Annotated in this window: 27 protein-coding genes; 10 read left to right on the top strand and 17 right to left on the bottom strand. The window is 62.3% G+C overall.

Annotated features, from left to right (window positions below):
* Window positions 1-22: 22 nt before the first annotated feature.
* Window positions 23-922, bottom strand: coding sequence for a bestrophin family protein (locus ACODTD_RS08200; RefSeq protein WP_011334761.1), 900 nt, complete (start codon window positions 920-922; stop codon window positions 23-25).
* A 29-nt stretch (window positions 923-951) separates the two neighbouring features.
* Entirely contained in the window at window positions 952-1,950 is a 999-nt protein-coding gene (moaA, locus tag ACODTD_RS08195; RefSeq protein ID WP_011334760.1) for a GTP 3',8-cyclase MoaA, read from the bottom strand.
* Between the two features lie 357 nt (window positions 1,951-2,307).
* Between moaA and ACODTD_RS08190 the strand changes: the two genes are divergently transcribed.
* The 4 genes from ACODTD_RS08190 (at window position 2,308) to ACODTD_RS08175 (ending at window position 7,331) form a co-directional block, all read left to right on the top strand.
* Entirely contained in the window at window positions 2,308-4,632 is a 2,325-nt protein-coding gene (locus ACODTD_RS08190) for an FdhF/YdeP family oxidoreductase (RefSeq protein WP_201819134.1), read from the top strand.
* A gap of 110 nt (window positions 4,633-4,742) precedes the next feature.
* Window positions 4,743-6,158 (top strand): cytochrome ubiquinol oxidase subunit I, encoded by a 1,416-nt coding sequence (locus ACODTD_RS08185; protein WP_489104713.1) that lies wholly within the window; start codon window positions 4,743-4,745, stop codon window positions 6,156-6,158.
* Window positions 6,159-6,175: 17 nt separating this feature from the next.
* Entirely contained in the window at window positions 6,176-7,192 is a 1,017-nt protein-coding gene (cydB, locus tag ACODTD_RS08180) for a cytochrome d ubiquinol oxidase subunit II (protein ID WP_489104712.1), read from the top strand.
* Window positions 7,179-7,331: a DUF2474 domain-containing protein gene (locus ACODTD_RS08175; protein ID WP_074688757.1), complete on the top strand. Its 153-nt coding sequence runs from the start codon at window positions 7,179-7,181 to the stop codon at window positions 7,329-7,331. Before cydB ends, ACODTD_RS08175 begins: the two co-directional genes overlap by 14 nt.
* Window positions 7,332-7,415: 84 nt before the next feature.
* On the opposite strand, the gene ACODTD_RS08170 is transcribed toward ACODTD_RS08175, so the two are convergent.
* A complete protein-coding gene (locus tag ACODTD_RS08170) occupies window positions 7,416-8,267 on the bottom strand; it encodes a CAP domain-containing protein (RefSeq protein ID WP_064379534.1) in 852 nt (283 codons plus the stop codon).
* 199 nt (window positions 8,268-8,466) lie between these two features.
* On the opposite strand from ACODTD_RS08170, the gene ACODTD_RS08165 reads away from it, so the two are divergent.
* The gene (locus tag ACODTD_RS08165) at window positions 8,467-9,087 is read left to right on the top strand and encodes a cell wall hydrolase (protein ID WP_041475326.1); all 621 of its coding nucleotides are present in this window, start codon (window positions 8,467-8,469) and stop codon (window positions 9,085-9,087) included.
* Here the strand turns inward: ACODTD_RS08165 and ACODTD_RS08160 are convergent.
* Complete coding sequence (locus ACODTD_RS08160) at window positions 9,084-9,971, bottom strand: LysR family transcriptional regulator (protein ID WP_011334754.1); 888 nt, start codon at window positions 9,969-9,971, stop codon at window positions 9,084-9,086. The two genes, ACODTD_RS08165 and ACODTD_RS08160, sit on opposite strands and share 4 nt — an antisense overlap.
* Before the next feature lie 103 nt (window positions 9,972-10,074).
* Between ACODTD_RS08160 and ACODTD_RS08155 the strand changes: the two genes are divergently transcribed.
* Complete coding sequence (locus ACODTD_RS08155; protein WP_489104711.1) at window positions 10,075-11,475, top strand: MFS transporter; 1,401 nt, start codon at window positions 10,075-10,077, stop codon at window positions 11,473-11,475.
* On the opposite strand, the gene ACODTD_RS08150 is transcribed toward ACODTD_RS08155, so the two are convergent.
* The 4 genes from ACODTD_RS08150 to ACODTD_RS08135 all read right to left on the bottom strand — a co-directional run bounded on the left by ACODTD_RS08150 (window position 11,420) and on the right by ACODTD_RS08135 (window position 14,634).
* A complete protein-coding gene (locus ACODTD_RS08150) occupies window positions 11,420-12,835 on the bottom strand; it encodes a heavy metal sensor histidine kinase (RefSeq protein WP_011334752.1) in 1,416 nt (471 codons plus the stop codon). The genes ACODTD_RS08155 and ACODTD_RS08150 overlap by 56 nt on opposite strands.
* Entirely contained in the window at window positions 12,832-13,503 is a 672-nt protein-coding gene (locus ACODTD_RS08145) for a heavy metal response regulator transcription factor (RefSeq protein ID WP_011334751.1), read from the bottom strand. The genes ACODTD_RS08150 and ACODTD_RS08145 overlap by 4 nt, the downstream gene beginning before the upstream one ends.
* A gap of 12 nt (window positions 13,504-13,515) precedes the next feature.
* Window positions 13,516-13,773 carry a DUF2790 domain-containing protein gene (locus tag ACODTD_RS08140; protein ID WP_011334750.1) on the bottom strand — a complete coding sequence of 86 codons (258 nt, stop codon included), beginning with the start codon at window positions 13,771-13,773 and terminating at the stop codon, window positions 13,516-13,518.
* 147 nt (window positions 13,774-13,920) lie between these two features.
* Window positions 13,921-14,634 (bottom strand): murein L,D-transpeptidase catalytic domain family protein, encoded by a 714-nt coding sequence (locus tag ACODTD_RS08135; RefSeq protein ID WP_011334749.1) that lies wholly within the window; start codon window positions 14,632-14,634, stop codon window positions 13,921-13,923.
* Between the two features lie 151 nt (window positions 14,635-14,785).
* Here ACODTD_RS08135 and ACODTD_RS08130 point away from each other — a divergent pair, with 151 nt between their 5' ends.
* Window positions 14,786-16,399, top strand: a complete 1,614-nt coding sequence (locus tag ACODTD_RS08130; RefSeq protein ID WP_489104710.1) for a L,D-transpeptidase family protein — start codon at window positions 14,786-14,788, stop codon at window positions 16,397-16,399.
* A gap of 3 nt (window positions 16,400-16,402) precedes the next feature.
* Here ACODTD_RS08130 and ACODTD_RS08125 read toward each other — a convergent pair whose 3' ends face one another.
* The gene (locus tag ACODTD_RS08125; protein WP_285358297.1) at window positions 16,403-16,918 is read right to left on the bottom strand and encodes an HvfX family Cu-binding RiPP maturation protein; all 516 of its coding nucleotides are present in this window, start codon (window positions 16,916-16,918) and stop codon (window positions 16,403-16,405) included.
* Window positions 16,919-16,976: 58 nt separating this feature from the next.
* On the bottom strand, window positions 16,977-17,180 hold the full coding sequence (locus ACODTD_RS08120; protein WP_489104709.1) for an HvfA family oxazolone/thioamide-modified RiPP metallophore: 204 nt from the start codon (window positions 17,178-17,180) through the stop codon (window positions 16,977-16,979).
* A gap of 241 nt (window positions 17,181-17,421) precedes the next feature.
* Here ACODTD_RS08120 and glsB point away from each other — a divergent pair, with 241 nt between their 5' ends.
* Together glsB and ACODTD_RS08110 are read left to right on the top strand one after the other, a co-directional pair.
* Window positions 17,422-18,330: a glutaminase B gene (gene glsB / locus ACODTD_RS08115; RefSeq protein WP_085648356.1), complete on the top strand. Its 909-nt coding sequence runs from the start codon at window positions 17,422-17,424 to the stop codon at window positions 18,328-18,330.
* A gap of 69 nt (window positions 18,331-18,399) precedes the next feature.
* Window positions 18,400-19,902, top strand: coding sequence for an aldehyde dehydrogenase family protein (locus tag ACODTD_RS08110; protein ID WP_489104708.1), 1,503 nt, complete (start codon window positions 18,400-18,402; stop codon window positions 19,900-19,902).
* 48 nt (window positions 19,903-19,950) lie between these two features.
* Here the strand turns inward: ACODTD_RS08110 and ACODTD_RS08105 are convergent, their stop codons facing one another.
* The 3 genes from ACODTD_RS08105 to cynS all read right to left on the bottom strand — a co-directional run bounded on the left by ACODTD_RS08105 (window position 19,951) and on the right by cynS (window position 21,407).
* Window positions 19,951-20,610, bottom strand: a complete 660-nt coding sequence (locus ACODTD_RS08105; protein ID WP_007950573.1) for a carbonic anhydrase — start codon at window positions 20,608-20,610, stop codon at window positions 19,951-19,953.
* A 12-nt stretch (window positions 20,611-20,622) separates the two neighbouring features.
* Window positions 20,623-20,859, bottom strand: coding sequence for a DUF2790 domain-containing protein (locus ACODTD_RS08100; protein WP_011334742.1), 237 nt, complete (start codon window positions 20,857-20,859; stop codon window positions 20,623-20,625).
* A gap of 83 nt (window positions 20,860-20,942) precedes the next feature.
* Window positions 20,943-21,407, bottom strand: a complete 465-nt coding sequence (gene cynS, locus ACODTD_RS08095; protein WP_011334741.1) for a cyanase — start codon at window positions 21,405-21,407, stop codon at window positions 20,943-20,945.
* 120 nt (window positions 21,408-21,527) lie between these two features.
* Here cynS and cynR point away from each other — a divergent pair, with 120 nt between their 5' ends.
* On the top strand, window positions 21,528-22,406 hold the full coding sequence (gene cynR / locus ACODTD_RS08090) for a transcriptional regulator CynR (protein ID WP_489104707.1): 879 nt from the start codon (window positions 21,528-21,530) through the stop codon (window positions 22,404-22,406).
* A gap of 70 nt (window positions 22,407-22,476) precedes the next feature.
* Here cynR and ACODTD_RS08085 read toward each other — a convergent pair whose 3' ends face one another.
* The 4 genes from ACODTD_RS08085 to ACODTD_RS08070 form a co-directional block, all read right to left on the bottom strand.
* The gene (locus ACODTD_RS08085) at window positions 22,477-22,806 is read right to left on the bottom strand and encodes a hypothetical protein (protein WP_011334739.1); all 330 of its coding nucleotides are present in this window, start codon (window positions 22,804-22,806) and stop codon (window positions 22,477-22,479) included.
* A gap of 175 nt (window positions 22,807-22,981) precedes the next feature.
* A complete protein-coding gene (locus tag ACODTD_RS08080) occupies window positions 22,982-23,272 on the bottom strand; it encodes a hypothetical protein (RefSeq protein WP_181457876.1) in 291 nt (96 codons plus the stop codon).
* A gap of 44 nt (window positions 23,273-23,316) precedes the next feature.
* Entirely contained in the window at window positions 23,317-23,820 is a 504-nt protein-coding gene (locus ACODTD_RS08075) for a GNAT family N-acetyltransferase (RefSeq protein WP_221614466.1), read from the bottom strand.
* A 47-nt stretch (window positions 23,821-23,867) separates the two neighbouring features.
* The gene (locus ACODTD_RS08070) at window positions 23,868-25,808 is read right to left on the bottom strand and encodes a DNA topoisomerase III (RefSeq protein ID WP_285358288.1); all 1,941 of its coding nucleotides are present in this window, start codon (window positions 25,806-25,808) and stop codon (window positions 23,868-23,870) included.
* Window positions 25,809-25,988 lie beyond the last annotated feature (180 nt).

Raw genomic sequence — 25,988 nt, 5'->3', positions numbered from 1 at the left:
CCCCGGAAGGGAAGGCAGTCGATTAACTGAGGACGTAGTCCACCGGTTTCAGCGCTGGCGGCAACGGTTCAGTCCCCAGCTCCGAGAGAATATCCCGCTCGATACCCCGCACCAGCGCATCGGTCGGCAAATCGTTTTCATCCCGGCCGAACGGGTCTTCCAGTTCATCGGCAATCGCATCCAGGCCGAAGAAGGTGTAGCTGACAATCGCCGTGAACAGCGGCGTCAGCCACCCCAGCGGTTCGGCCATGGCGAACGGCAGCAGGATGCAGAACAGGTAAATCGTGCGATGCAGCAGCAAGGTATAGGGGAAGGGCAGCGGCGTGTTCTTGATCCGCTCGCACACCGCCTGCGCCTGGGTCAGGCTGGTCAGGTGATTGGCCAGCAGCATGTAGCGCCATTCACTGAGATCGCCCGCCTCATGCAGATCGGAGCATTGCTGACCCACCGTCTGCAGGATTCGCCCGCTGTAATCCGGCACCTGCGCATCGTGTTGCGGGGTGATCCATTGAGCGCTGGCGGCGGCTTCGTCTTCCCGGCGCAGTCGCGCATTCAGCGCGTGGGCGAAACCACAAAGGTTAAGCAGCAATAACCGACGCTGGGCCGATTCGCGGATCACATGGGTCTCGCGAATCACCGAGCGCACATGCACGATCACATCGCCCCAAGCCTTGCGCGCTTCGTACCAGCGGTCGTAGCAGGCGTTGTTGCGAAAATTCATGAAGATCGACAGCGACAGGCCGAGCAGCGTGAACGGCGTGGCGTTGACCTTGGTGAAGTTGCTCGGGTGGAGCATTTCCACCAGCACGATGGCCGACGCCAGCAGTGTGACCATCAGGGTGCGCAGGGCGATGCGCTTGGCAATCGAGCCCTTGAGGGTGAAGAGAATGGCGAATTGATTGACCTTGGGTCGGATGATCATGCGGCTCTCTGCCTTGCAAACGTGGCGGATCAGCCGCCGGTCATGTTCATGAAACGCACCACTTGCACGTCGTCGTTCACTTCAAAGTTGTGCCGGTAAGGCTTGAGTTTCATCGCTTCGATGATGGCTTTCTCAAGCCGCTCCGGTTGACCCGGGTGGGCCCGCAGCACCGCTTTCAGATCCACCGAATGCTCGTTCCCCAGACACAGTAGCAAACGCCCCTCGACGGTCAGCCGCACCCGGTTGCAGGTGCCGCAGAAGTTGTGGCTGTGGGGCGAGATGAATCCCAGCCGAATGTGCGGCGCTTCGGCGAGCCGCCAGTAGCGCGACGGGCCATGGGTCGACTCGGCGGAGTCGATCAGGGTGTAGCGCTCGGCGATCCGTTCGCGCACTTGGGTACTGGAGAAGAACGACTCGGCGCGGCTGTGTTCGCTGATGATCCCCAGCGGCATTTCCTCGATGAAGGAAATGTCCAGATCCCGTTCGATGGCGAACTGCACCAGATCGTTGATCTCGTGATCGTTGCGGCCCTGCATCACCACGCAGTTGAGTTTAGTGCGGGTAAATCCGGCGGCGCGCGCGGCGTCGATGCCATCGATCACCTGGGCCAGATCACCGGTGCGGGTCATCTGCTTGAAACGCTCGGCATCAAGACTGTCGAGGCTGACGTTGAGGCGTTTGACCCCGGCGTCGAACAGCGGGCTGGCCAGTTTGCCGAGCTGCGAGCCGTTGGTGGTCAGGCACAGTTCGCGCAGGCCGGGCAGGGCGGCGATCTGCTTGCACAAGCCGACGACGCCGGGACGAATCAGCGGCTCGCCGCCGGTCAGGCGAATCTTGCGGGTGCCGAGCGCAACGAAGCTCTGCGCCAGTTGATAGATTTCCTCCAGCGTCAGCACCCGTTGGCGCGGCAGAAACTGCATGTCTTCGGCCATGCAATACACGCAGCGAAAGTCGCAGCGGTCGGTGACCGACATGCGCAGGTAGTCGACGCGGCGGTTGTAACCATCGATCAAGACGCGCTCTGACATGACAGCCTCGCTTGGGTGAAATCCGCTATTGAAGGGATTGGGTCGGCGCAGGTTATGAGCAACTTGAGACAGAGTCCAATCACTCTTAATGACCGGCCGATTGATGCTGTCGATGATGAAATAATTATTTGCTGTTTTTCCCTTCTTAGTTTTGCAAGTGCCCGTATTTAAAGGGTTTAAGTCCGTGATAGATGCTTTCGATAACGCAGTCATTAATAGCGATTAGACAAGTTTTTGCAGCGGTTCCTATCCTTGGCCCCGTCAAACGAAACGACCGCTTTTTTAACTTGAAAGTCAGTCGTCGCTGTTTAAACCCGATCAGGTTTTTGCCTGTGTGCATCGTCATGGAGAAGTCCCATGTCACAAGTCGACCGTTACAAACCCTACAAGGGCGCCGCTGCGGGTTGGGGCGCTGTCATCAGCCTCACCAAGAACTGGCTGGGCAGTGAAAACGCCCTGAAAAACATCCGCGCCATGCTCAAGACCAACCAGAACGGCGGCTTTGACTGCCCAGGTTGTGCCTGGGGTGAAGCGCCCGGTGCGAGCATGCTGAAGTTCTGCGAGAACGGCGCCAAAGCGGTGAACTGGGAAGCCACCGGCCGCCTGGTCGATCCGGCGTTCTTCAACAAGTACACAGTCTCGACCCTGGCCGAGCAAAGCGATTACTGGCTCGAATACCAGGGCCGGATCACCCATCCGATGCGTTACGACGCACGGGTCGACCGCTATGTGGAAACTACCTGGGACGATGCCTTCGCGCTGATCGCCAAACACCTCAAAGGCTTGAAATCGCCCCACGAGGCCGAGTTCTACACCTCGGGTCGCGCCAGCAACGAAGCGGCGTTTCTCTACCAGTTGTTCGTCCGCGCCTACGGCACCAACAACTTCCCGGACTGCTCGAACATGTGCCACGAAGCCAGTGCGGTGAGTATGGGCGAGAGCCTCGGCGTCGGCAAAGGCACGGTGGTCTATGAAGACCTGCACCACGCCGATGCGATTTTCGTCATCGGCCAGAACCCCGGCACCAACCACCCGCGCATGCTCGAACCGCTGCGTGAAGCGGTGAAGCGCGGCGCGCAAGTGGTGTGCATCAACCCGCTCAAAGAGCGTGGACTGGAGCGTTTCCAGAACCCGCAAAACCCGATCGAGATGCTCAGCAACGGCTGGGAAGCGACCAACACCGCGTACTTCCGTCCTGCCTTGGGCGGTGACATGGCGATGATTCGCGGCATGGCCAAGTTCCTGCTGGAGTGGGAGCGCGAAGCCCAGGCCACCGGCGGCGAACCGGTGTTCGATCACGCCTTCATTGCCGAGCACACCTCGGGTCTCGACAGCTATCTGGCCGAAGTCGATGCCACGAGCTGGGAGCACATCGTCGAGCAGTCCGGCGTGCCGCTGCATGACATCGAACTGGCAGCGCGCATGTACGCCCGGGCCAAGAGCGTGATCATGTGCTGGGCCATGGGCCTGACCCAGCACGTGCACTCGGTGCCGACCCTGCAGGAGGTCATCAACCTGCAACTGCTGCGCGGCAACGTCGGCCGTCCGGGCGCCGGGCTGTCGCCGGTGCGCGGCCACAGTAACGTGCAGGGCGACCGCACCATGGGCATCAACGAACTGGCCCCGACCGAGCTGATGGACGCCCTGGAAAAACGCTTCAACTTCAAAGTGCCGCGGATGCACGGCCACAACACGGTCATGGCGATTGGTGCCATGGAACGTGGCGAAGCCAAGGTGTTTATCGGGCTCGGCGGCAACTTCGCCCAAGCCACGCCGGACACCCCGCGCACCCACGCCGCGATGCGCAAACTCGACCTGAGCGTGCACATCTCGACCAAACTCAACCGCAGCCATCTGGTGACCGGGCGTGATGCGCTGATCCTGCCGTGCCTGGGCCGTACCGACATCGACGTACAGGCCGAAGGTCCGCAAGGCGTGACCGTGGAAGACACCTTCAGCATGGTGCACTTGTCGTTCGGCCAACTGAAACCGAAGTCGGCGCATCTGAAATCCGAGCCGGCGATTATTGCCGGGATTGCCGCCGCCACGTTGGGCAAACACCCGATCGACTGGGAATGGGCGGTGGGCGACTACGGGCGTATCCGCAACCTGATCGCCGACGTGATTCCGGGCTTCGAGAATTTCAACGAGAAGCTGCTGACCCCCGGTGGTTTCCACCTCGGCAACAACGCTTCCGACCGGGTCTGGAAAACCGAATCCGGCAAGGCCCAGTTCACCCCGTGTGTGCTGCCGGAACATCTGATCAGCGAAGGCGTGCGCAACCTGCCGGTCAAACCGCATCTGATCCTGCAAACCATGCGGTCCCACGATCAGTACAACACCACGCTGTACGGCCTCGACGACCGTTATCGCGGTGTATACGGGATGCGCGACGTGGTGTTCGCCAACGAACAGGACATCCGCCGACTCGGTTTCGAACCGGGGCAAAAGGTCGATCTGGTGGCGCTGTGGGGCGACGAGCGCGAACGTCGGGTCAGCGGTTTTACCCTGATCGCCTACGACATTCCGGCCGGGCAGGCTGCCGCGTACTACCCGGAAACCAATCCGCTGGTGCCGCTGGAAAGCTACGGCGACCGCACCTACACGCCGACCTCGAAATTCGTGGCGATCCGCCTCGAAGCGGCCCAGACGAGCAACCTGATCCCGTCGTCGGTGGCCTGACCGAACCACGCGATCCAACCCTTTTGCTTTTTTGACTGGCTGCAGGCGTTCGCGCCTGGCGGTGGCCCGGCCGTGTGCTGCCGCTTTTCAGCCCTGATGAGGACATCATCATGTTCAACCTGGAGGCACTGGACCTGGCGCGAATTCAATTCGCGTTCACGGTTTCGTTCCACATCATTTTCCCGGCGATCACCATTGGCCTGGCGAGTTTCCTGGCGGTGCTCGAAGGCCTGTGGCTGAAAACCCGTAACGACACTTACCGCGATCTTTACCACTTCTGGTCAAAGATCTTCGCCGTCAACTTCGGCATGGGCGTGGTGTCGGGGCTGGTCATGGCGTACCAGTTCGGCACCAACTGGAGCGGGTTTTCCGACTTCGCCGGCAGCGTCACCGGGCCGTTGCTGACCTATGAAGTGCTGACCGCGTTCTTCCTCGAGGCCGGTTTTCTCGGGGTGATGCTGTTCGGCTGGAACCGCGTCGGCCGTGGCTTGCACTTCTTCGCCACGGTGATGGTCGCCATCGGCACGCTGATTTCGACCTTCTGGATTCTTGCCTCCAACAGCTGGATGCAGACCCCACAGGGTTTCGAAATCGTCGACGGCCGGGTGATGCCGGTCGACTGGCTGGCGATCGTGTTCAACCCGTCGTTCCCGTTCCGTCTGGCGCACATGGCGATTGCTGCGTTCGTCGCCACGGCGTTCTTCGTCGGCGCTTCGGCGGCCTGGCATTTGCTGCGCGGCAACGACAGCAAACCGGTGCGCAAGATGTTTTCCATGGCGCTGTGGATGGCGCTGATCGTGGCGCCGATCCAGGCGGTGGTCGGTGACGCCCATGGCTTGAACACCCTGGAACACCAACCGGCAAAAATCGCCGCCATCGAGGGCCACTGGGAAAACGCCGACAACGGGCCGACCCCGTTGGTGCTGTTCGGCATCCCCGACATGCAGGCGGAAAAGACCAAGTATGCGATCGAGATTCCGTACCTCGGCAGCCTGATCCTCACCCACAGCCTCGACAAGCAGATCCCGGCGCTCAAGAGCTTCCCGAAAGAAGACCGGCCGAACTCGACCGTGATTTTCTGGAGCTTCCGCGTGATGGCCGGGCTGGGGATGTTGATGATCCTCGTCGGTGTGGTGGGTCTGGCGTTGCGGCGCAACGGCAAGGTCTACCGTCATCGCGGCTTCCAGCGGCTGGTGCTGCTGATGGGGCCGAGCGGTCTGATCGCGCTGCTGGCCGGTTGGATCACCACTGAAGTCGGGCGCCAGCCGTGGGTGGTGTACGGCCTGATGCGCACTCATGACGCGGCGTCCCATCACTCGGTGGCGCAGATGAGCACGTCGCTGGCGCTGTTCGTCGTCATCTACTGCTCGGTGTTCACCGTGGGCATCGGCTACATGATGAAACTGGTGAGCAAGGGCCCGCAGCCGCACCACGAACATCCGCCCGAAGGCACTCAGGTGCAGACCCCGCGCCGGCCACTTTCGGCGGTCACCGACAACCTCGAATCCGCGACCCGGATCCACTGAAAAAGGAGTGTTGAGTCATGGGTATTCAAGGTATCGATCTCTCGTTGATCTGGGGCGTGATCATTGCCTTCGGGGTGATGATGTACGTGATCATGGACGGCTTCGATCTGGGCCTCGGGATCCTGTTCCCGATGATCAGCGACGAGCAGGAACGCGACGTGATGATGAACACCGTCGCACCGGTGTGGGACGGCAACGAAACCTGGCTGGTGCTCGGCGGCGCGGCGTTGTACGGCGCGTTTCCGCTGGCTTACGGGGTGATTCTGGAGGCGCTGTATCTGCCGCTGATCTTCATGCTCGCGGGGTTGATTTTCCGTGGGGTGGCGTTCGAGTTTCGCTTCAAGGCGCCGGCTGAAAAACGTCATCTGTGGGACTGGGCGTTCATCGGCGGTTCGCTGCTGGCGACGTTCTCCCAGGGCGTGGTGATCGGCGCGTATGTGTCGGGAGTTCCGGTGGTGGATCGGCAGTTTGCCGGTGGCGGTCTCGACTGGCTGGCGCCGTTCCCGCTGGTCTGCGGCGTCGGTCTGGTGATTGCTTACGCCTTGCTCGGCAGTACCTGGCTGCTGGTCAAGACCGAAGGCATGCTCGAGTCGCGGATGCGTCACTACAGCCGTCCGCTGGCCTGGCTGTTGCTGGCGATGGTCGTAGTGATCGGCGCGTGGACGTTGCAACTGCATCCGGAACTGGCCAGTCGCTGGTTCAATCATGCACACCTGACCGTGTTCGCGGGGCTGGTGGTGCTGGCGGCATTGTCGCTGTTCGGGCTGCTGCGTTCGTTGCGTCAGCGGCACACCCACTGGCCGTTCGTGTTCACGCTGGTGCTGATGTTCCTTGGCTACATCGGTTTGGCGCTGAGCATCTGGCCGAACATCATCCCGCCATCGGTCAGCCTGTGGGCGGCAGCTTCACCGGCCACCAGTCAGCTGTTTGCCTTGATCGGTGCGCTGTTCATCCTGCCGGTGATCCTGATGTACACCTTCTGGAGCTACTACGTGTTCCGCGGCAAAGTGAGGATTGGCGATGGCTACCATTGAGATGCGTGAAGTGAAAAGTCGCTGGTACAAGCGCCTGGGCTGGCTGTTGCTGATCTGGTCCGGCAGCGTGGTGTCGTTGGCGGTGGTGGCGAGCCTGTTGAAACTGGCGATGTATGCGGCGGGGATGAGAACCCACTGACCATAAAAAAACCGGAGCTTGGCTCCGGTTTTTTATTGCCTGCGATGTACTTCCTCCTTTGGGGGGGAGGAACTGCCTTGAGGTCTATTCCCCGCCAAACATCGCCGTCCAGTAAATACCGGCACTGCTCTTCGGATCGACTGCGTAAGCAGCGCCGAGCTCGCGGTACTGCGGGTTCATCAGGTTGGCGCAATGGCCGGGGCTGGCGAGCCAGCCGGCAACGACTTTCTGCACCGTGTCCTGCCCGGCGGCGATGTTCTCGCCGACCTGCTGACCGCTGTAACCGGCCAGTTCTGCGCGGTCGCCGGGAGTACCGCCGTTGCGGTCCTTGTGGTCGAAATAATTGTTGTTGGCCATCTCGCGGCTGTGTTCCTGGGCAACGCCGCCGAGCACCGCGTTCCACGCCAGCGGCGCAGTCGCTGCGAATGCCTGACCGCCGCACTGGCGCGGTTGGGCGCGGGCGGCATTGAGTTGTTCGAGGAGTTTCTGGCCTTCCGCCTGACCGTCGCCGAGGCGGGCCGACAGCAGTGGCCGGGCGAGGGTGATGCGCCAGTCACGATCAGCGCGGCTGACGCCGATATCGACGAACTGCGGATCCAGCACCACCTGACAGAAGCTTTCCTGAATCGCCTTCATCGCCGACGCCGCATCCCGTGGCCCGTTCAGGGTGATCGCCTGCACGTTGACCATCGGGTAGCGAGCGCTGGACATCGCCTGCTGCAAATCCACCACGCCGCTGGCCGGCAGAATCAGGCGCGGATCGGCCGACAGCGGCGGCAATTCGCTGGACGCCTGGCTGCCACAACGCTGCGGCTGGCTGCGGTAGCTGTTGATCGATTCGATCAATTGCGACTCATCGGTGGCCATGGCCGAAGTGGCCAGCGCCAGGCCCACGGACAACGCGGCGAGTCGCAGAACGGATGGCATGAAGCGCATGGAAATCTCCCTTGGGCTGAGTGCGCACATCATGCGCGAAAGGGCCCCGGTTCGTGCAATGTCTTTTTCTTCACAACGCGGATTTTTCTGCCGAACGATTCCGTGCAATTTGCCGTCTACACTCTGCGAAGACCCCGGAAACCGGGCGTCTCAACCACGTAACACTTCGCCCGCATCGGGCCCTGCCGGAAGAATGATCATGGGATTGAACGGGTTGCTTTGCTGTCTTGCGTTGACCCTGCTGAGCGGTGCTGCGCTGGCCACCGATCAGGCGCCGATCAAGGAAAAGGCCGAGGCGAAAGCCGAGGTTCTGGAAGAGAAGGCCGCCGACAAACCCGACGCACCTCCGGCACCCAAATCCGAAGCCATCACCCCGACCGAAGCACAGGCGGTCGACCCCGCAGGCGCCGCACCGCTGGACGATCCGATTACCTGCCTGGCGCGCAGTATCTATTGGGAAGCCAAGGGCAAGGACAATGCCGACATGGAAGGCGTGGCCAGTGTAGTGATGAATCGCCTCGGGCATGACGGCTTTCCAGGCACGGTGTGCGAGGTGGTCAAGCAGGGCTCGGAAAGCAAGAGTTGCCAGTTTTCCTGGTGGTGCGACGGGCGTCCGGATCAGGTCAAGGAAGATGCCGAATACGCGCTGGCCAAGGAAATCGCCGGCAAGGCGCTGAACCGTCAGCTCACCGATCGCACTCACGGCGCGCTGTACTTCCACGACCGCAACGTACATCCGAGCTGGGCCAAGGAATACAGAAAAACCGCCGAGACCAGGAAATTCCTGTTCTACAAACCCGCGGGCGGGGATGCGCGTTAGGCGCAGACTTCGCGCACGCAATTGCGCAACCAGCGATGCGCCGGGTCGGCGTCCATGCGCGGGTGCCAAAGCATCGACACGCTGATATCCGGCATGCGCAAGGGCAGGGCGAAGCTGTGCAGGCCCGTGCGCAGTTTGCTGGTGTGACGTTCCGGAACGGTGGCGATCAGGTCCGATTCACGGACCAGCGTCAGCGCCGCCGAAAATCCCCCGAACGAGGTGACGATATCCCGCGTCAGCCCGAAGGCGAGCAATGCCTCGTCCACCGGTCCGCTGCTGCGCCCGCGCCGTGACACCAGAATGTGCTGGCCTGCAGCAAAGCGTTTGGCGCTGACCTTGCCGCTGCTCAGCGGATGTCCTTCACGCACCACTCCGATCCACTGATCGCGGAACAGGATGCGACTGTGCAGCGTCGGGTCGGTGCTGTCGTCGACCACGCCGGTTTCCAGATCCACCCGGCCTACGCGCAGCAGCGTGCTGTCCTTGTCAGCCTTTTGCACAAAGCGCAGGCGCACGCCGGGGGCCTCTTCGGCGATGCGGGCGAGCAGGGCGGCGGCGAAGGTTTCGACGAACCCGTCGGTGTTGCGCAGGGTGAAGGTGCGCCGCAACTGGCCGGGATCGAGCACTTCTGCCGGGCGCAAAACCGCTTCGGCTTCCTGCACCAGATAACTGACCCGGTCGCGCAGCTCCAGCGCACGCGGGGTCGGCACCAGCCCACGACCGGCACGCACCAGCAGCGGATCGCCGGTGGTTTCCCGCAGCCGGGCCAATGCGCGGCTCATGGCGGAAGGGCTCAGACGCAGGCGTTCGGCGGCGCGGGCGACGCTGCCTTCGCTCAGGAGCACGTCGAGGGTGATCAACAGGTTCAGATCCGGTGCATTCATGACATGGCGTTCCATGCAGGTATCAAGTGCAAAGCATGCGTCTTGCGCCTTGTATTGTCGAGGCTCAGGCTATGTCGCATGACCTTTGCCCTGTGAGCCCCCCATGCACCGAGAACCCCTGAGCCCTTCAGCCCGCTGGGCGCTGATCAGTCTGGCGCTGTCGATGCTCATGCCGTCGCTGGATACCAGCATCGCCAACGCCGGATTGCCCACGCTGGCGGCGGCATTCGATGCGACGTTTCAACAGGTGCAATGGATCGTGCTGGCCTACCTGCTGGCGGTCACTACCTTGATTGTCAGCGTCGGGCGGTTGGGTGACGGCTTCGGTCGGCGGCGCTTGTTGTTGATCGGCATCGGCATTTTTACCGCCGCTTCGCTGGTCTGCGCACTGGCGCCGAGCCTCGCCTGGCTGATCGGTGCGCGGGCGGTGCAAGGGCTTGGCGCGGCAATCATGTTTGCGCTGACGGTGGCGCTGGTGGCCGATGCGGTGCCCAAATCCCGGGCCGGCAGTGCGATGGGGTTGCTGGCCACGATGTCGGCCACCGGCACCACCCTCGGGCCGTCGCTCGGTGGGCTGTTGATGGCGCATGTCGGCTGGCAGTCGGTTTTTGTGATCAACGTGCCGTTGGGATTGCTCAATGCGTGGCTGGTGTATCGCTATCTGCCGAAGGATCGTAGCGTGCGCTCGGGTGTTGCATTTGATTATCCCGGCACCGCCGTATTGATGCTGACGCTGGCGGCCTATGCACTGGCGATGACGGTTGATGGATTCACCCCGACGTTGCTGTTGCTCAGCCTGTTGGGCGTGGGGTTGTTCATCCTGGTCGAGAAACGGAGCAAGGCGCCGCTGATTCACCTCTCTTTGTTCACCGACACGCGAATCAGCAGCAGTCTGGCGCTGACCTTGCTGGTCACGACGGTGATGATGACCACGCTGGTGGTCGTGCCGTTTTACCTGAGTCGAGGTTTGGGTCTTTCCAGCACTCAGGTCGGTCTGGCGTTGTCGATCGGGCCGTTGCTGGCGGCATTCAGCGGCGTGCCGGCCGGGCGGCTGGTGGATCGTTTCGGCGCGCGGCGGATGGTGCCGGGTGCGTTGTTCGGCCTGGCTTGCGGGTGTGGTCTCTTGGCGCTGTTTCCGGTGAGTTTCGGAGTGCTTGCATACGTGCTGCCGATCACGGTGGTGGCCTTGAGTTACGCGCTGTTCCAGGCCGCCAACAACAGCGGGTTGATGTCCGGCGTTGCTCAGGATCAGCGCGGTGTGGTCTCGGCCATGCTCGGGCTGTCGCGCAATCTGGGCTTGATCACCGGGGCGGCGGCGATGGGCGCGGTGTTTGCACTGGCCACGGACGATCCGACTGAGGCGCCGGCCGCGGTCATCGCAGGCGGCTTGCACATGACCTTCGGTGTGGCTACGGCGTTGATGTTCGCGGCGTCTGCGCTCGGCGCCTTCACGCACCTGCGTCTCGCGTCTCCCGTGCCGGAAAGAACAGTTCAAAGCAGGTGATGCCATCAGCGCTGCTGACGCTGTAACGGCCCTGATGCAACTGCATGATGGTCGCGACAATCGACAGGCCCAAGCCGTTGGACTGGGCCGAGCGCTCGCGTGACGGATCGACGCGGTAGAAGCGTTCGAACAGTCGCGACAGGTGTTCGGCAGGAATGGTCGTGCCCTGGTTGCGCACCCGCAGATAGCTGCCGTCCGTTTCAGCGATGGCTTCGACCTGCAACGTCGAATCCGCCGCGCCGTACTTGATCGCGTTGGCGCACAGATTGGCCAGGGCCCGCCGCAGCAGCATCGGCTCGGCCCAGATCACGCCGCTGCCACTGGCCTCGATGGTGACACCGACGTCCGCCGCCAGCCCTTCGAAGTAATCGGCAATGCGTTGCATCTCATCGCTGGCGTCCAGCTCCTGCCGCTGACTCAGCGCGCTGGCCGGGTCGGTGCGGGCGAGAAACAGCATGTTGTCGAGCATCCGCGCCAGCCGTTCGAGTTCTTCGACGTTGGAGGCGAGCAACTGCTGGTAGGCGTCGACGCTGCGGTTCTGTTGCAGGGCGACCTGTGTTTCCCCGAGCAGGTTGTTGATCGGCGTGCGCAGTTCGTGGGCCATGTCGGTGGAGACCTGGCTCAGTTGCGCAACCCCTCGATCGAGCCGGTCCAGCATCGCGTTGAAGGCTTCGATCATCGGCTGCAATTCACGAGGCGTGCCTTGGCGGTCGAGGCGTTCGCCAAGGTTGGCGATGCCGATCCCGTGGGCATGCCGGGCCATCCGCCGCAACGGCAGCAGGCCGCGATACACCAGCAGACAGCCGACCAGCGCCAGCACAATCGCGGCTAATGACGCGAGGCCGTACACGCTGAGCCGGTAATTGGCGAGCATCGCCGTGCGCTCGGTCATCAGGCGTCCGGTGAGCACCTGCAGGTTGCCCAGATCGCCCGAGTCGATGGTCGCCGCCACCGCCGAAAACGGCACACCGTCGACGCTCGGCAAGTGCTGTACATCGCTCAGGGCCATCGGATGATCGATCGGTACGGCGGGCAAGTTCGGGGTGGCGAGGTTGCCGGGGTTGACCACCAGCAACGGCGGCTGGCCGGGTGCGCCGATGGTCAGCAAGGCTTCGCGGTTGCCGAGCATGTTCTGAAACAGCGCCGGCTTGTTCTTGATCAGTTCCAGGGTGTTGCTGTCGTTGAGGAAGGTGCGCAACTGATCGACGCGACTGACCAACTGGATGTCATCGCGGCGAATCAGAGCTGCTTCCAGTTGGTTGTACAGCGCCGCGCCCAGGCCTCCCAGCGCGGCAAAGGCGAGCACGGCGAAGACCAGCGCCAGACGCAAGGTCAGGGAATACGTGCCGGCGATTTTCATGGTTGGGTATCGAAGCGGTAGCCGATGCCGCGCACGCTGTGGATCAGCTTGAGCGGGAACGGATCGTCGATCTTCGCCCGCAGGCGGCGCACGGCGACATCGACCACATTGGTGTCACTGTCGAAATTCATGTCCCACACCCGCGAGGCGATCAGCGAACGCGACAGCACTTGCCCGGTGTGGGCGGCAAACAGTTGCAGCAGGGCGAATTCCTTGTTGGTCAGGGTGATCCGGTTGCCGGCCCGGGTGACCCGACGCTTGAGCACATCGATCTGCAGATCGGCCACCTGCAATTGCTCTTCTTCATGGATCGGCCCGCGCCGGGTCAGGGTGCGCAGGCGCGCCACCAGTTCGGCGAAGGAAAACGGCTTGATCAGGTAGTCGTCAGCGCCCAGTTCAAGCCCCTTGACCCGGTCGGCGATGTCATCGCGGGCGGTGAGAAACAGCACCGGGGTGTCGGTTTCCTTACGCAGCCGGCGCAGGACTTCCCAGCCATCCATTTTCGGCATCATCACGTCCAGCACGATCACGTCGAAGTCGAACTCCAGCGCCAGGTGCAGACCGTCGGCGCCGTCCCGGGCCAGGCTCACGCTGTAGCCCAGTTCCTGCAAGCCGTTGAGCAAATAATTGCCGGCCTTGGGTTCGTCTTCGACAACAAGGATATTCATGGCTACTGCGCCTCAATGGTCGTTGGTGCAGCCGCTGCCTTGCACTTGGTAGTCCAGCACATGTTCACGGCCCTGGTGGTCGAGGTAGTCGAGCTGCGCGGGGATCACGCCGCAGGCCTGGGAAATATCGGTGCTGGAGAGGACTTTGTCGACATCCAGGTGCACGTAGAAGCCGTTGGTGTCGTGAATGACTGTGTGTTCAGGCATTTCAGCGGCGAACACGGAACCGGTGGCGAGGAGGGCGGTGAAAGCGAGTATCAGGGTTTTCATGATGGGTCACTCGAGTCGTTGAAGTTGATCGGCGTTCTGGCCGGGACAACTTCAAGCTACCGGGCGATCCGCTCGGCAAACCGACAACTCGATGACAAATCTGTAATAAACCGAACCTGTGGGAGCCAGCGCACTCCCACAGAGTATTCAGCTGGCGTGAGTGCTGAGAATGCTCGCGATCTGTTGTGGCTGGCAGTTGAGGTACGGCGAGGATTTCAGCCACTGCTGATCCGGGTACCAGGAGAACATGAATTGGCCATTCTTCAGGCTGTCGATCACCCGTTTGGCAACCTGCGGTCGCACCGCCGGGCAACCCTGGCTACGGCCCAGACGCCCTGTACGCTTGCTCCAGAACGGGTTCACGTAGTCCGCGGCGTGGATAACGATGGCGCGGTCACGGGCCATATCGTTGATGCCCGGCTCCAGACCGTCCATGCGCAGCGAGTAACCGTGGGTACCCTGGTAACTTTCCTGGGTGCGGAACAGGCCGAGGCTGGACTGGAAACTGCCTTCACGGTTGGAGAACCGTGTGGCGAAGTTTTCCCCGGAGTTCGAGCCGTGGGCGACCAGATCGCGCAGCACCAGTTTTTTCCGGGTCAGGTCGAAGATCCACAACCGGCGCTCGGTGGACGGCTGCGAATAGTCGATGATCGCCAGGTGACGGGACTGCTTCGCGCCGTTGTTGATCGCACATTGCATGGCGTTCAAGGCACCTTTCAGCGCCTGGGGATTGAGTTCCGGCGCGGCGTGGGCGAGGCTGGTGTACAGAACCGGCGAAGAGGTACCGGCGGCAAAGGCTGGACTGGTCAGCACGCCAAGGGCGGTGGCAGTCAGCAGAAGTCGGCGCAAAAACGTCAACATTTAACGTGAGTCTCCACTTGCTACTTGTTCGGCACTTAGGCTCCTGACGTCCAGTCGTCCCCGGCAGGCCCGCGAATCGGGCCTGACTGTTCACCGCACCTGAGGTAAGGTTGACCGTCAATCAGGACGGCCATGGATTGGAGTAAAGCAGTTGTTCAAAAAGTACGCATGCTACTTGAGCATTTGTTTGCTCGCTGCGCCGTTTGTCGCTTGCGCCGAAGAGCCGTTGCCGGGACTCCCGACGCTGCCGCCCGTGCCGACGGAAATGCCCATCGAACCGCAGAGCCCGTTGCAGGCTGCGCTGATCAGCCTGCCCCAGGCGTGCCCGACGATCGGCACTAGTCTCAACGGCCCGGCGCTGGATCAGTTGCGCGCGTTCTACCAGCAGCAGGACTGGCTGCCGGTGTGGGCCGATGGCGGGCAATTGCCGGCCTTGCATGCGCAATTGCAGCTGTTGGCCGACGATGGCCTGAACCCGAAACGCTATCCGGTAGCGCTCACCGCCCCGCAGGACGGCGAACTGTGCGCCGATATCGAGATCAGCCGTTACTACCTGCAAGCCCTGCAGGATCTGCATTACGGGCGCCTGCTGCAATCGCACTTCGAACCGCTGTGGCATTCCGACGAAACGCCACGCGACCGGCAGGCCGAATTGCTCGCCATCGCCGTACCCGGCGTGCACAACGTTCCGGCCGCCTTCGATCTGGCCCGCCCGCAGCTGGCGCAATATCAGAATCTGCGTCATCTGTATGCCGCGCAGCGCCTGAAAGCCTTGCCGCAGTGGACGTCGGTGGGCAACGGTCCTTTGCTGCGTCCGGACATGGAAGACAAACGCGTGCCGGAACTGGCCCGCCGGCTGTACAGCGAAGGCTATCTGAACAGCGTGGCCGGCACGCCGGACAACGCTTATCACGGCGTATTGGTGGAGGCGGTGAAGAGCTTTCAGGCCAACCATTCGTTGCAGGCCGACGGGGTGGTGGGGCCGGGGACGATTGCCGAACTCAACATCAGTCCGCTGACTCGCCGCGAACAGTTGCGGGTCAACCTTGAACGTTTCCGCTGGATGGCCCAGGACATGGAGCCGGACGGTCTGCTGGTCAACGTCGCCGCGGCCGAGCTGACGCTTTACCAGGGTGGCCTGCCGGTGTGGCAGACCCGCACCCAGGTCGGGCGCGCTGAACGCCAGACCCCGCTGCTCAAATCCCGGGTCACGCGCCTGACCCTGAACCCGACCTGGACCGTGCCGCCGACCATCTGGAAGGAAGACAAACTGCCGGAAATCCGCAAGGACCAGACGTTCCTCAGCCGCCAGAACCTGCAGGTGCTCGACGCCAACGGCCAGCCGCTGGCCGCCGCCGACATCGACTGGGACAACCCCGGCAACATCCTCCTGCGCCAGGACGCCGGGCCGCGCAACCCGCTGGGGCAAATGGTCATTCGTTTCCCCAACCCGTTCTCGGTGTACCTGCACGACACGCCGAGCAAAGCGCTGTTCGACAAGGGACCACGGGCGTTCAGCTCCGGCTGCGTACGGGTCGAGCATCCGATGAAGCTGCGCGATTTGCTGCTCAGCCCGGCGGAGAAGGCGCGCACCGACACCTTGCTCGCCACCGGCGTCACCCATGAATTCCGCCTGAGCAATCCCGTGCCGATCCTCATGACTTACTGGACGGCACAGGTCGATGGCCAGGGTCGCGTGCTCTACGCGCCGGACATCTACAGCCGGGACAGTGCGTTGCTGGCGGGGCTGGACCGGGCGCATTGATCCTCAGTGGCTGGCGCGTTTCCAGAAAAACCGCGCCAGCCACGCATCCACGCTCAACTTGCCGGCCCCGGCAAACACCAGTGGCAGCAGCGCAGCCAAATAAATCGCCGGCAGCTTGAAGTTGCCGTAGCCCTTGTTGGTGATCGCGTAGCCCTGGGCTAGTTCGCTCAGCGAAGACCAGTCTGCCGGCCAGTGCACGGCAGCGGTGGCGACGACGGTCACGACAATCAGCGAAATCGCCGAAATCCGCGTGCCGAATCCGATCAGGATCGCCAGTGCGCAGATCAGCTCGGCCCACATCGAAAGCTCCCAGTTCAGCGTGGCGGGCAAGTGGTCGAAGGGGAACGGGAACCGCTCCTGAATGTCTTCGAACCAGTTCTGGCCGTTGAATTTCTCCAGCCCCGATTCGAAAAACTCCCAGGCGATGAACAGGCGCAAGGTCAGCGGCGCGAGCCACTGGCCGGCGCGGTCGAGGTTCCAGTGCAGGCCTTTGACGGCCGACGAGAGAGCTGTGGTCATGGGAAGGCTCCATTCATTCAAGGGGAAAACGGGGCACTGGTGTACCCCGTGAAAAGGCTTATTCGCCGGCGCCGCACTTGCCTTCGCCGCATTTGCCTTCCGAGGTTTTTTCCGCCGAGTCGGCCTTGGCCTGGGTCTGGCTATAGCCGTAATCCAGTTGCTTGACGCTGAACGCGTCTGAAGCCGAAGCCGCGTTGGACAGGGCCAAGCCGCCGGCAAGCAGCAGGCCCAGAGTCAGGGAGGTTTTCGAGAGCTTGGTCATTGTGTATCTCCGATGCGATAGGTGAGTTCAAAGGCTTGATCGGGGCTGCCGATCGACAGGTTCATTTGAACGTCGGGCTGTATCGCGGATGTGTCGCGAAGGGCCGGATTTGTGCGCGGGATGTGTCGGGCGTCGGGCCGTACACACTGCGATACACAGCGCCGTTGTGATTCGATTGCCGGGCGCAGCGTCTAGCCACCGTGTCCCCGCAATCCCATGGGGCGAGACTTCGAGACCCGGCATGCAAGCGCTGTTGAACGAGATCCTTGACGCGGTCCGGCCCCTGATCGGGCAGGGCAAGGTGGCTGACTACATTCCCGCCCTCGGCACTGTGCCGGCCAATCAATTGGGCATCGCCGTATATGGCAATGACGGCGAGATGTATTGCGCCGGCGATGCCGAGACGCCGTTCTCGGTGCAGAGTATTTCCAAGGTGTTCAGCCTGGTGCAGGCCATCGAACATTCCGGCGAGGCGATCTGGGAACGCCTGGGCCACGAGCCGTCCGGCCAGCCGTTCAACTCGCTGGTGCAGCTGGAGTTCGAACGCGGTCGTCCGCGCAATCCGTTCATCAATGCCGGGGCGCTGGTGATCTGCGACATCAACCAGTCACGCTTTGCCGCACCGGCCTTGTCGATGCGCGACTTCGTGCGGCGGCTGTCGGGCAACCCGCAGGTGATGGTCGACGGCAAGGTTGCCGATTCCGAATACCAGCACCGCGCGCGCAACGCGGCGATGGCGTACCTGATGCAATCCTTCGGCAATTTCCACAATGACGTTGAAGCGGTGTTGCGCAGTTATTTCAGCCACTGCGCGTTGCGAATGAGCTGCATCGACCTGGCCCGGGCGTTCTGCTTCCTGGCCAACGACGGTTTCTGCAAACACAGCGGCGAGCAGATCCTCAGCCGACGCCAGACCCAGCAAGTCAACTCGATCATGGCCACCAGCGGTCTCTACGATGAGGCCGGCAACTTCGCCTATCGCGTCGGCCTGCCGGGCAAGAGCGGCGTCGGTGGCGGCATCGTCGCGGTGGTGCCGGGGCAGTTCACGGTGTGTGTGTGGTCGCCGGAGCTGAACGCGGCGGGCAATTCGCTGGCGGGGATGGCGGCGCTGGAAATGCTCAGCTCGCGGATTGGCTGGTCGGTATTCTGAGCCCGTGTTGCTTTGAGGGAGGCCAACCTATACATTTTCCGGCCGCCCTCAATATGGTGAATCCGCTCCATGTCTCTCGCGCTCGAACGTCTCGTCGCTGGCACGCCTATCCCTTTCGCCGGTAACCGCGTCACCGTGGTCAGCCCCGAACTGGCCGAGCGTTTCCGACCCGGCGACCACCTGTTGGTGGAGCAGGTGAGCGGGGAGCTGTTGCTGATTCCGGTGGTGGATCAGCAGGCTGCATCGGTGGCGATCGAGCGTGCAGCAGCGGCGTTTACGGCGTTGTGCGCTGTGCCGGATGAGGCCATCAGCCGCTTCTTCGATCTGTTTGCCCAACGTCTGGAAAACCCGGACGCCTGGGCACTGATCGAAACCGCCAACCTCGCCGACATCGAACGGGCCAAGGCGCGTGGTCGCTCCACCACCCGGTTGCTCGCCGACGAGCGGATGCGCCGCGACATGATCGCCGGTCTGCGTGCCTGGCGTGATGCGCCGGCCACCCGCGGCAAGGTGATCAGCAGCGTCGATCACGACGGCTGGAAGGTCGAGCAGGTGGTGTCGCCGCTGGGCATCGTCGCGTTCGTGTTCGAAGGCCGGCCTAACGTCTTTGCCGACGCTGCTGGTGTACTGCGCACCGGCAACACCGCCGTACTGCGCATTGGCAGCGATGCGCTGGGCACCGCGCAAGCCATCGTCACTCATGCCCTGAACCCGGCGCTGGCCGATGCCGGACTGCCGGCGGGAGCGGTGTCGCTGGTGGAGAGCGTCAACCACGCCGCCGGTTGGGCGATGTTCGCCGACCGGCGTCTGTCGCTGGCGGTGGCCCGTGGTTCGGGCCGTGCGGTCAGCCAGTTGGGCAGCATCGCCCAGCAGGCCGGCACCGCCGTCAGCCTGCACGGCACCGGTGGCGCGTGGCTGATTGCTGATCGCGATGCCGACGCCAAACGCTTCGCCGCGGTGGTACGCAACTCGCTGGACCGCAAAGTCTGCAACACCTTGAACGTCTGCCTGATCCAGCGCGACCGTGCCGCCGAGCTGGTGCCGCTGTTCCTCGACGCCTTGCAGCAGGCCGGCACCGCGCGCGGTCAGGGCTGCAAATTGCACATCGTCGAAGGCAGCGAAAGCTACCTGCCGGGCGAATGGCAGAACGCGACGGTCGAGGTCTATCGCGCCGGGGGTTACCAGACCGAAGCATTGGCCGAGCCGCTGCCGGAAGCGCAACTGGGCCGCGAGTGGGAATGGGAAGAAACCCCGGAAACCAGCCTGATGATCGTCGACGATCTGGATCAGGCCATCGCGCTGTTCAATCGCTACAGCCCGCAATTCACGGTGTCGTTGATCAGCGAAGATCCAGCGGTTCAGGAATGTTTCTACAGCGCGGTCAACGCGCCGTTCGTGGGCAACGGGATCACCCGTTGGGTCGATGGCCAGTACGCGCTGAACAAGCCGGAACTGGGGCTTTCGAACTGGGAAAGCGGCCGGTTGTTTGCCCGCAGCGCGATCCTCTCGGGGGACGGCGTGTTCACCGTCCGCAGCCGCATGACGCAAATCGATCTGGGCGTAAAACGCTGAACAGAACAACGCCGCGCCCGTCGCAATGACGGGCGCGGCGTTGTGTTTTCAAGCCGCATCGACTGCCTGACCGTACACCGCGCACGTCGACGGTTGCTCGGCCAGCGAGACGAAGGTACGGCGGTCGGCACTCAGCGCGTCGATCGAGCCGGTCTCGATGTCGTACACCCAGCCATGCAGATTCAGCAGGCCTTTCTCCTGGGCCAGGCGCACGCTCGGGTGCGTCTGGATGTTCGCCAATTGCGCGATCACGTTTTCCCGCACCATCGAACTCAGTTTGGCGGCGTCATTGGCGTGTGGCCGCGATTCGTTGACCACTTTCGCCGACTCGGCGTGTTGCAGCCAGCCGCTGACGGCGGGCAGGTGATCCATGCATTTGCACTGGGCGATGGCGGTCATGGCGCCGCAATCGGAGTGGCCGCAGATCACGATGTCGGTCACGCCGAGCACGGCCACCGCGTATTCCACCGTTGCCGAGACCCCGCCCGGATGCGGGCTGTAGGACGGCACGATATTGCCGGCGTTGCGGATCACGAACAACTCGCCGGGCTCTTGCTGGGTCAGCAGTTCCGGGACGACCCGGCTGTCGGAGCAAGTGATAAACAGCGTACCCGGAGTTTGGGTAGTCGCCAGGTGTTTGAACAGTTCGGTGCGTTGTGGAAACGCCTCGTTCTGGAACTTCAGGAAGCCTTCGATCAGGTTTTTCATGGTGTAGTCCTCTCAGTTCGAACAGCCGGTGCCGAATTCGCTGTATTGAAGAATGTGTTTTGCGCCGTGGCTGTCGAGGTAAGTCATCTCGACCGGCACTACGCCGCAGATGTCGGCGACCGGGGTGATGTTCACGACTTCAGCGATGTCCAGAGACATGCCGTAGCGGTAGGCGACGGCCTCTTCATCAGCCTGGGCCTGGGCGGCAAGGCCGGCGAGCAGGGTCAGGGTCAACAGAATTTTTTGCATGGGGCAGCCTCCAGACAGGTGTGGTGACGACAGGGCAATTCAGGTTTGGATGGGCCCGCACGCGGTGTACGGGCCCGGAGGGATCAGAACGGACGCAGTGGAAGGAACTTGCCGTCGAGGGTGACCACGGCGCGGGAACCGCCTTCAGGGTCTTCGACTTTCTTGATGTCGAGCTTGAAGTTGATCGCGCTGATGATGCCGTCGCCGAACTGCTCGTGAACCAGCGCCTTCAGGGTGGTGCCGTAGATCTGGATCATCTCGTGGAAGCGGTAGATGGTCGGGTCGGTCGGCACACCGTCGAGGCTGCCGCGCAGCGGGATGATTTGCAGGGCGGCGACGTCTTCGGCGCTCAGTTCAAGCTTGTCGCCGACCACTTCGGCCGCGGCTTTTGGCAGCGGGTGCTGGCCGAGGAGGGCGGCGGTGACGTAGGCCAGGCTCAGGCCGGTGCCGTCGGCCAGATCCTGCCACGACAGGTTCTTCTGTGCCTTGGCATCCAGGGCGCGGGTGGTCAGGGCGATGCGGCTGTCGTTATAGGCTTGGGATTGCATGGTGCTTCTCCTTTCGGGGTTGGCTTGCTGTGTGGGATTCATCTTCTGCCGATTGATCCATAGCGTCCAAGACCGATATACAATGCAAAGCATAAGCACTGCCTATAGATGGAGCGTCCCATGCTGCTGCGACATTTGCGATACCTGCTGGCTGTGGCCGATCACGGCGGCTTCACCCGGGCGGCCGAGGCGCTGCACGTGTCGCAGCCGACCTTGTCGCAACAGATCCGCCAACTGGAAGAAAGCCTCGGTGTGGATCTGTTCGACCGCACCTCGCGCTCGGTCAAACCCACTGACGCCGGCCAGGCCTATATCGAATGCGCACGACGGGTACTGGTGGAACTGGAGGCGGGCAAGCGCGCGTTGCATGACGTGAAGGACCTGTCCCGAGGCTCGCTGCGCCTGGCCATGACACCGACGTTCATAGCGTATCTGGTGGGGCCGTTGGTGCGCGATTACGTGGCGCGGTATCCGGGGATTCACCTGGAGATTTTCGAGTTGTCGATGGACGACATCGAGGCCGGGCTGGCGGATGACTCGCTGGATATCGCGATTGCCTTCACGCCAGTGCGCAATCCGGACATTGAATGCATTCCGGCATTTGTCGAGACGTTGGGGGTGATGGTCGGGCGCGAGCATCCGCTGTACGACAGCTCATCGGTGCTGACCCCGGATGACATTGCGCAGCTGGATTTCGCCTTGCTGGCGCCGGATTTCATCACGCGGCTATCGATTGACGAGTATTTCCGTCAGCACGGCATCACGCCCAAGGTGCAGATCGAGGTGAACTCGGTGAGTACGTTGCTGGAAGTGATCCGGCATGCGCCGATTGCGACCATGTTGCCGGAGGCGATTGCGACCGAGGACCGGGCGTTGCGCCGGTTGCGTGTCGAAAGCGAGGCGCCGCAGCGGGGAGCGGCGTTATTGCGGCGCCAGAACAACTATCACAGTGCGGCGGCTGAGGCTTTCATGAAGCTGGTGCTGGAAACTCGTTCATGAGCTTTTTTGGCGAGCAATAAAAAGGGCCTGCTTCGTTTTCGAAGCAGGCCCTTTTTATTGAAGTTTTAACTTAGCAAAACCGATCAATCACCCGAACTTCGTTGTTGTTTTGCATCGAGTCCCACGCCTGTTTCAGCGTTTGCAGAACATTACCGATGAAGTCCTTGTCGGCCGCGGCTTTTTTGCCGACATAGCCGTGGCCGCGGCGGTACATCTTCAGGCGGGCCAGCAGGTTCTGGTTGTTCCGGTCGAACTCTTCTTCACCAGCATGGGGCGACAGGCAGTCGATATGGACCTGACCCGACTTGCTGATCCACAGAATATGGCTGTCGTGGCTGTCTTTTTGCGCAGCGAACATACGAGCCAGTTCTTCGATAGTAGGTTGATTGTTCAGATTCATGATATTGCCCCTTGACCAGTCTGGTGATCTTTCAAAGTTGATTCGCTAATACAGGTAGCCCATCGGTTAGTTGATCCCTGGCACCGAAACCAGGACGTCAGCGGTCGCCCGTGTGAAGTACGGGGTCATGCGTCTGTTGCATGTAGTCGTGTTGAATAACTGCTACGCAATAGCGTCACAACGAGGAGAAGCAGCGAAAACCGGGAGGCTCCTTGACGACGTTTTCAGGGTCGACCACAAGCGTCTTGAGAATTTTCGCCAGCGCTTCTCGTCCTTGTACTGGACGTTCAGGCCAGGTCAGCTTCTTCAATCTGCCTTGTGGGCAGCGTGTATCCGGAAAAAACAGCTCGGCGGTCAGACGAGCTTGCTCAAGCGTGTTGCCAGTGCTCCCGATCGGGGAGACGTCTGCATCATGCAAAAGCCAAACGACGCCGTCAACGGTTTTGTAGTGATTATTTTTGCTCACTACATATTGTCGGACAAAGTCATTCTGGAATGAAAAAGAGGACTTCAGACAGCGGGAGAAAGGCTGCGCAGGCAGTAGAACGTGCAGGGATAGCCGTCCACGGTTCCGGTCTGGCGGGTAAAGTCGCCGCCGCTCAGCTCGGGGATGAGCCGGGCCCAGAACCGCTGTGCAGGCAGGTTCGCGTCGACATGGAAAATCTGCCATCGACCGGGCAGGTGGCTCAAGAGGGCAGAGGCGACAAACTGCGCGACGCCTTGGCCACGCCAGCGCCGGCTGACGAAGAAGTAGCCGATGTTGTAGTCGGCGCCCTCGATCAGGAGGTGGTCATCCACGGTCACGAACCCCGCCAGTTCACCGTCGACGTGGATCAGGAATGGTCGGGTCGCCGGTTGGCGCCAGTAATCGTCTTTCAAATGGATCGGGAAGAAACCATGTCCGCCCAGCTTCAGCGGCAGCCACTCGCTGAAGTCGTAGGTGTAGAACTGCATCAGGTTTTCGAGGGTTTCCAGTTCGTCGCGCCGGGCGACACGCAGTTCGATGACCGACATGCGGCTGCCTCCTGACCATCACTGCAGAAACAGTAGCGTGCAGCGGGCTATTTGGCTGGTTTTGCCGAGCGTTTGCTGGTTCCGGTGGTTTTGCGCCGAGTGGACTTGCGTTTGTTCTTCCATGGCGCAGCGGCCTTGCCGGCAGGTGGCGGGCCGCTGATGGTCAGACTGAGCCCGGCGCATCGGGTGACTTGCTTACTCATCCACGCGGCCTGTTTGGTGACGAACTCTTCAAGACTCATCTCGCCGTTCTGCACCATGTCCAGCGCCTGCTCCCAGATCGCCGTGGTCCCGGGGTCGGCAATCGCGCGCGGAACGGCGTCGATCAGGCTGAACGCGGCGGGCGTGGCGGACAGCGCCTTGCCGTTTTTCACCAGATAGCCGCGATCCAGCAACCCTTGAATGATCGAGGCGCGGGTGGCCTCGGTGCCGATGCCGGTGGTGTCCTTGAGTTTCTGCTTGAGCAGCGGATCTTCCACCAGTTTGGCGACGTTCTTCATCGCCTTGATCAGGTCGCCTTCGGTGTAGGGCTTGGGCGGTTGCGTCCACAGGTCCTTGAGCTTCACGTCCGCCACGGCGCATTCGGCACCCTGGGTCAATGTCGGTAGTGTTTGTGGCGCGGGGGCTTCACGGCCCTTGGCCGGGGCCAGCGCTTCGGGCAACGCGCGTTTCCAGCCCGGTTCGATGATCTGCTTGCCGACCGCGCGCAAGGCTTCACCGGCGCAATCGAAATCGGCCTGAGTGCGATCGTATTCGTGATTGGGCAGGAACTGCGCCAGATACCGAGCGCGAATCAGCGTGTAGACCGCGCGGTGCTTGCCGGTCAGGCGTTCCAGATTCTTTGCGGCAGCGGTCGGGATGATGCCGTGGTGAGCGCTGACCTTGGCGTCGTTCCAGGCGCGGGAGCGACGCTGTGGTTCCAGATGCTCGCGCAGCGCTTCGAGGCTCGGGTCGGCCTGACGCAGCGCTGCGAGAATCCCCGGCGCCTCGTTGTGCTGGCTCAGGGGCAGGTAGCCGCAGTCGCTGCGCGGGTAGGTGATGACTTTGTAGGTTTCGTAGAGGGCCTGGGCGATGTCGAGGGTTTCCTGGGCACCGAGGCCGAGCTTCTTCGAACAGACTTCCTGCAAGGTGCCCAGATCGAAGGGCAGGGGCGCCACTTCGCGCATGCGTTCGGTGCGCAGCTTGACCACCCGGGCGCTGGCAGCGCTGCTGATTGCGGCGGCCGCTTGCTGGGCGAGGGCTTGATTGAGGCAGCGATCCTGATCGTCACAGGCATCGTTCGGTGCACGCCATTGCGCGGTGAACGGCGTGCCTCCGTGCAGCAGTTGCACGTCGATGGCCCAGTACGCGACCGGCACGAAATCGGCGATGCTGCGGTCGCGATCCACCACCAGTCGCAGAGTCGGTGTCTGCACCCGGCCCACCGGCAGCACGCCTTGATAGCCTGATTGCCGGCCGAGCAGGGTGAACAGACGACTCATGTTCATCCCGATCAGCCAGTCGGCCCGCGAGCGCCCCAATGCCGAGTGGTACAGGCTGAAGGTTTCGGCGCCCGGTTTGAGTGCCGCCAACGCCTTGCGAATCGAGGCTTCGTCCAGCGCCGACAGCCACAAGCGGCGGATCGGCCCGCGATAGCGACAGTGCTCGACCAGCTCACGGGCGATCATCTCGCCTTCACGGTCGGCGTCGGTGGCGATGATCAGTTCGCTGGCCTTGCCGAGCAGGCGCTTGACCGCCTTGTACTGGCTGGCGGTACGCGGCTTGACAGTCATTTTCCATTTGTCGGGGATGATCGGCAGGTCGGCCAGCACCCAGCGCTTGTATTTGGCGTCGTAGGCGTCCGGCGGCGCGGTTTCCAGCAGGTGGCCGATGCACCAGGTCACCGTGACGTCCGTTCCCAGCCAGCAGCCGTCGCCCCGACGCTTTGCGCCGAGTACGGCCGCAATGTCCTTGGCCTGGGAGGGTTTTTCACAGAGGTACAGCCGCATAACCACCGTCGTCGATCATTGCCCGAAGAGGCGCACAGGATGGCCTGACTCGGGCGTTCGGGCAACTTTTATCTGTATGGATATACAGATAAAAGGATTGCCGGTCATGACAGCGCGCGTCGGGGCAATCCGGGACGCTATCGAGAAATTGATTAGCGTCCCCGTTGGCGGCTGTGGCAG

The sequence above is a fragment of the Pseudomonas sp. FG35 genome (assembly GCF_057809295.1).
Note: the sequence above shows the minus strand (reverse complement) of the source record. Positions and strands in the feature narration are given on the sequence as shown.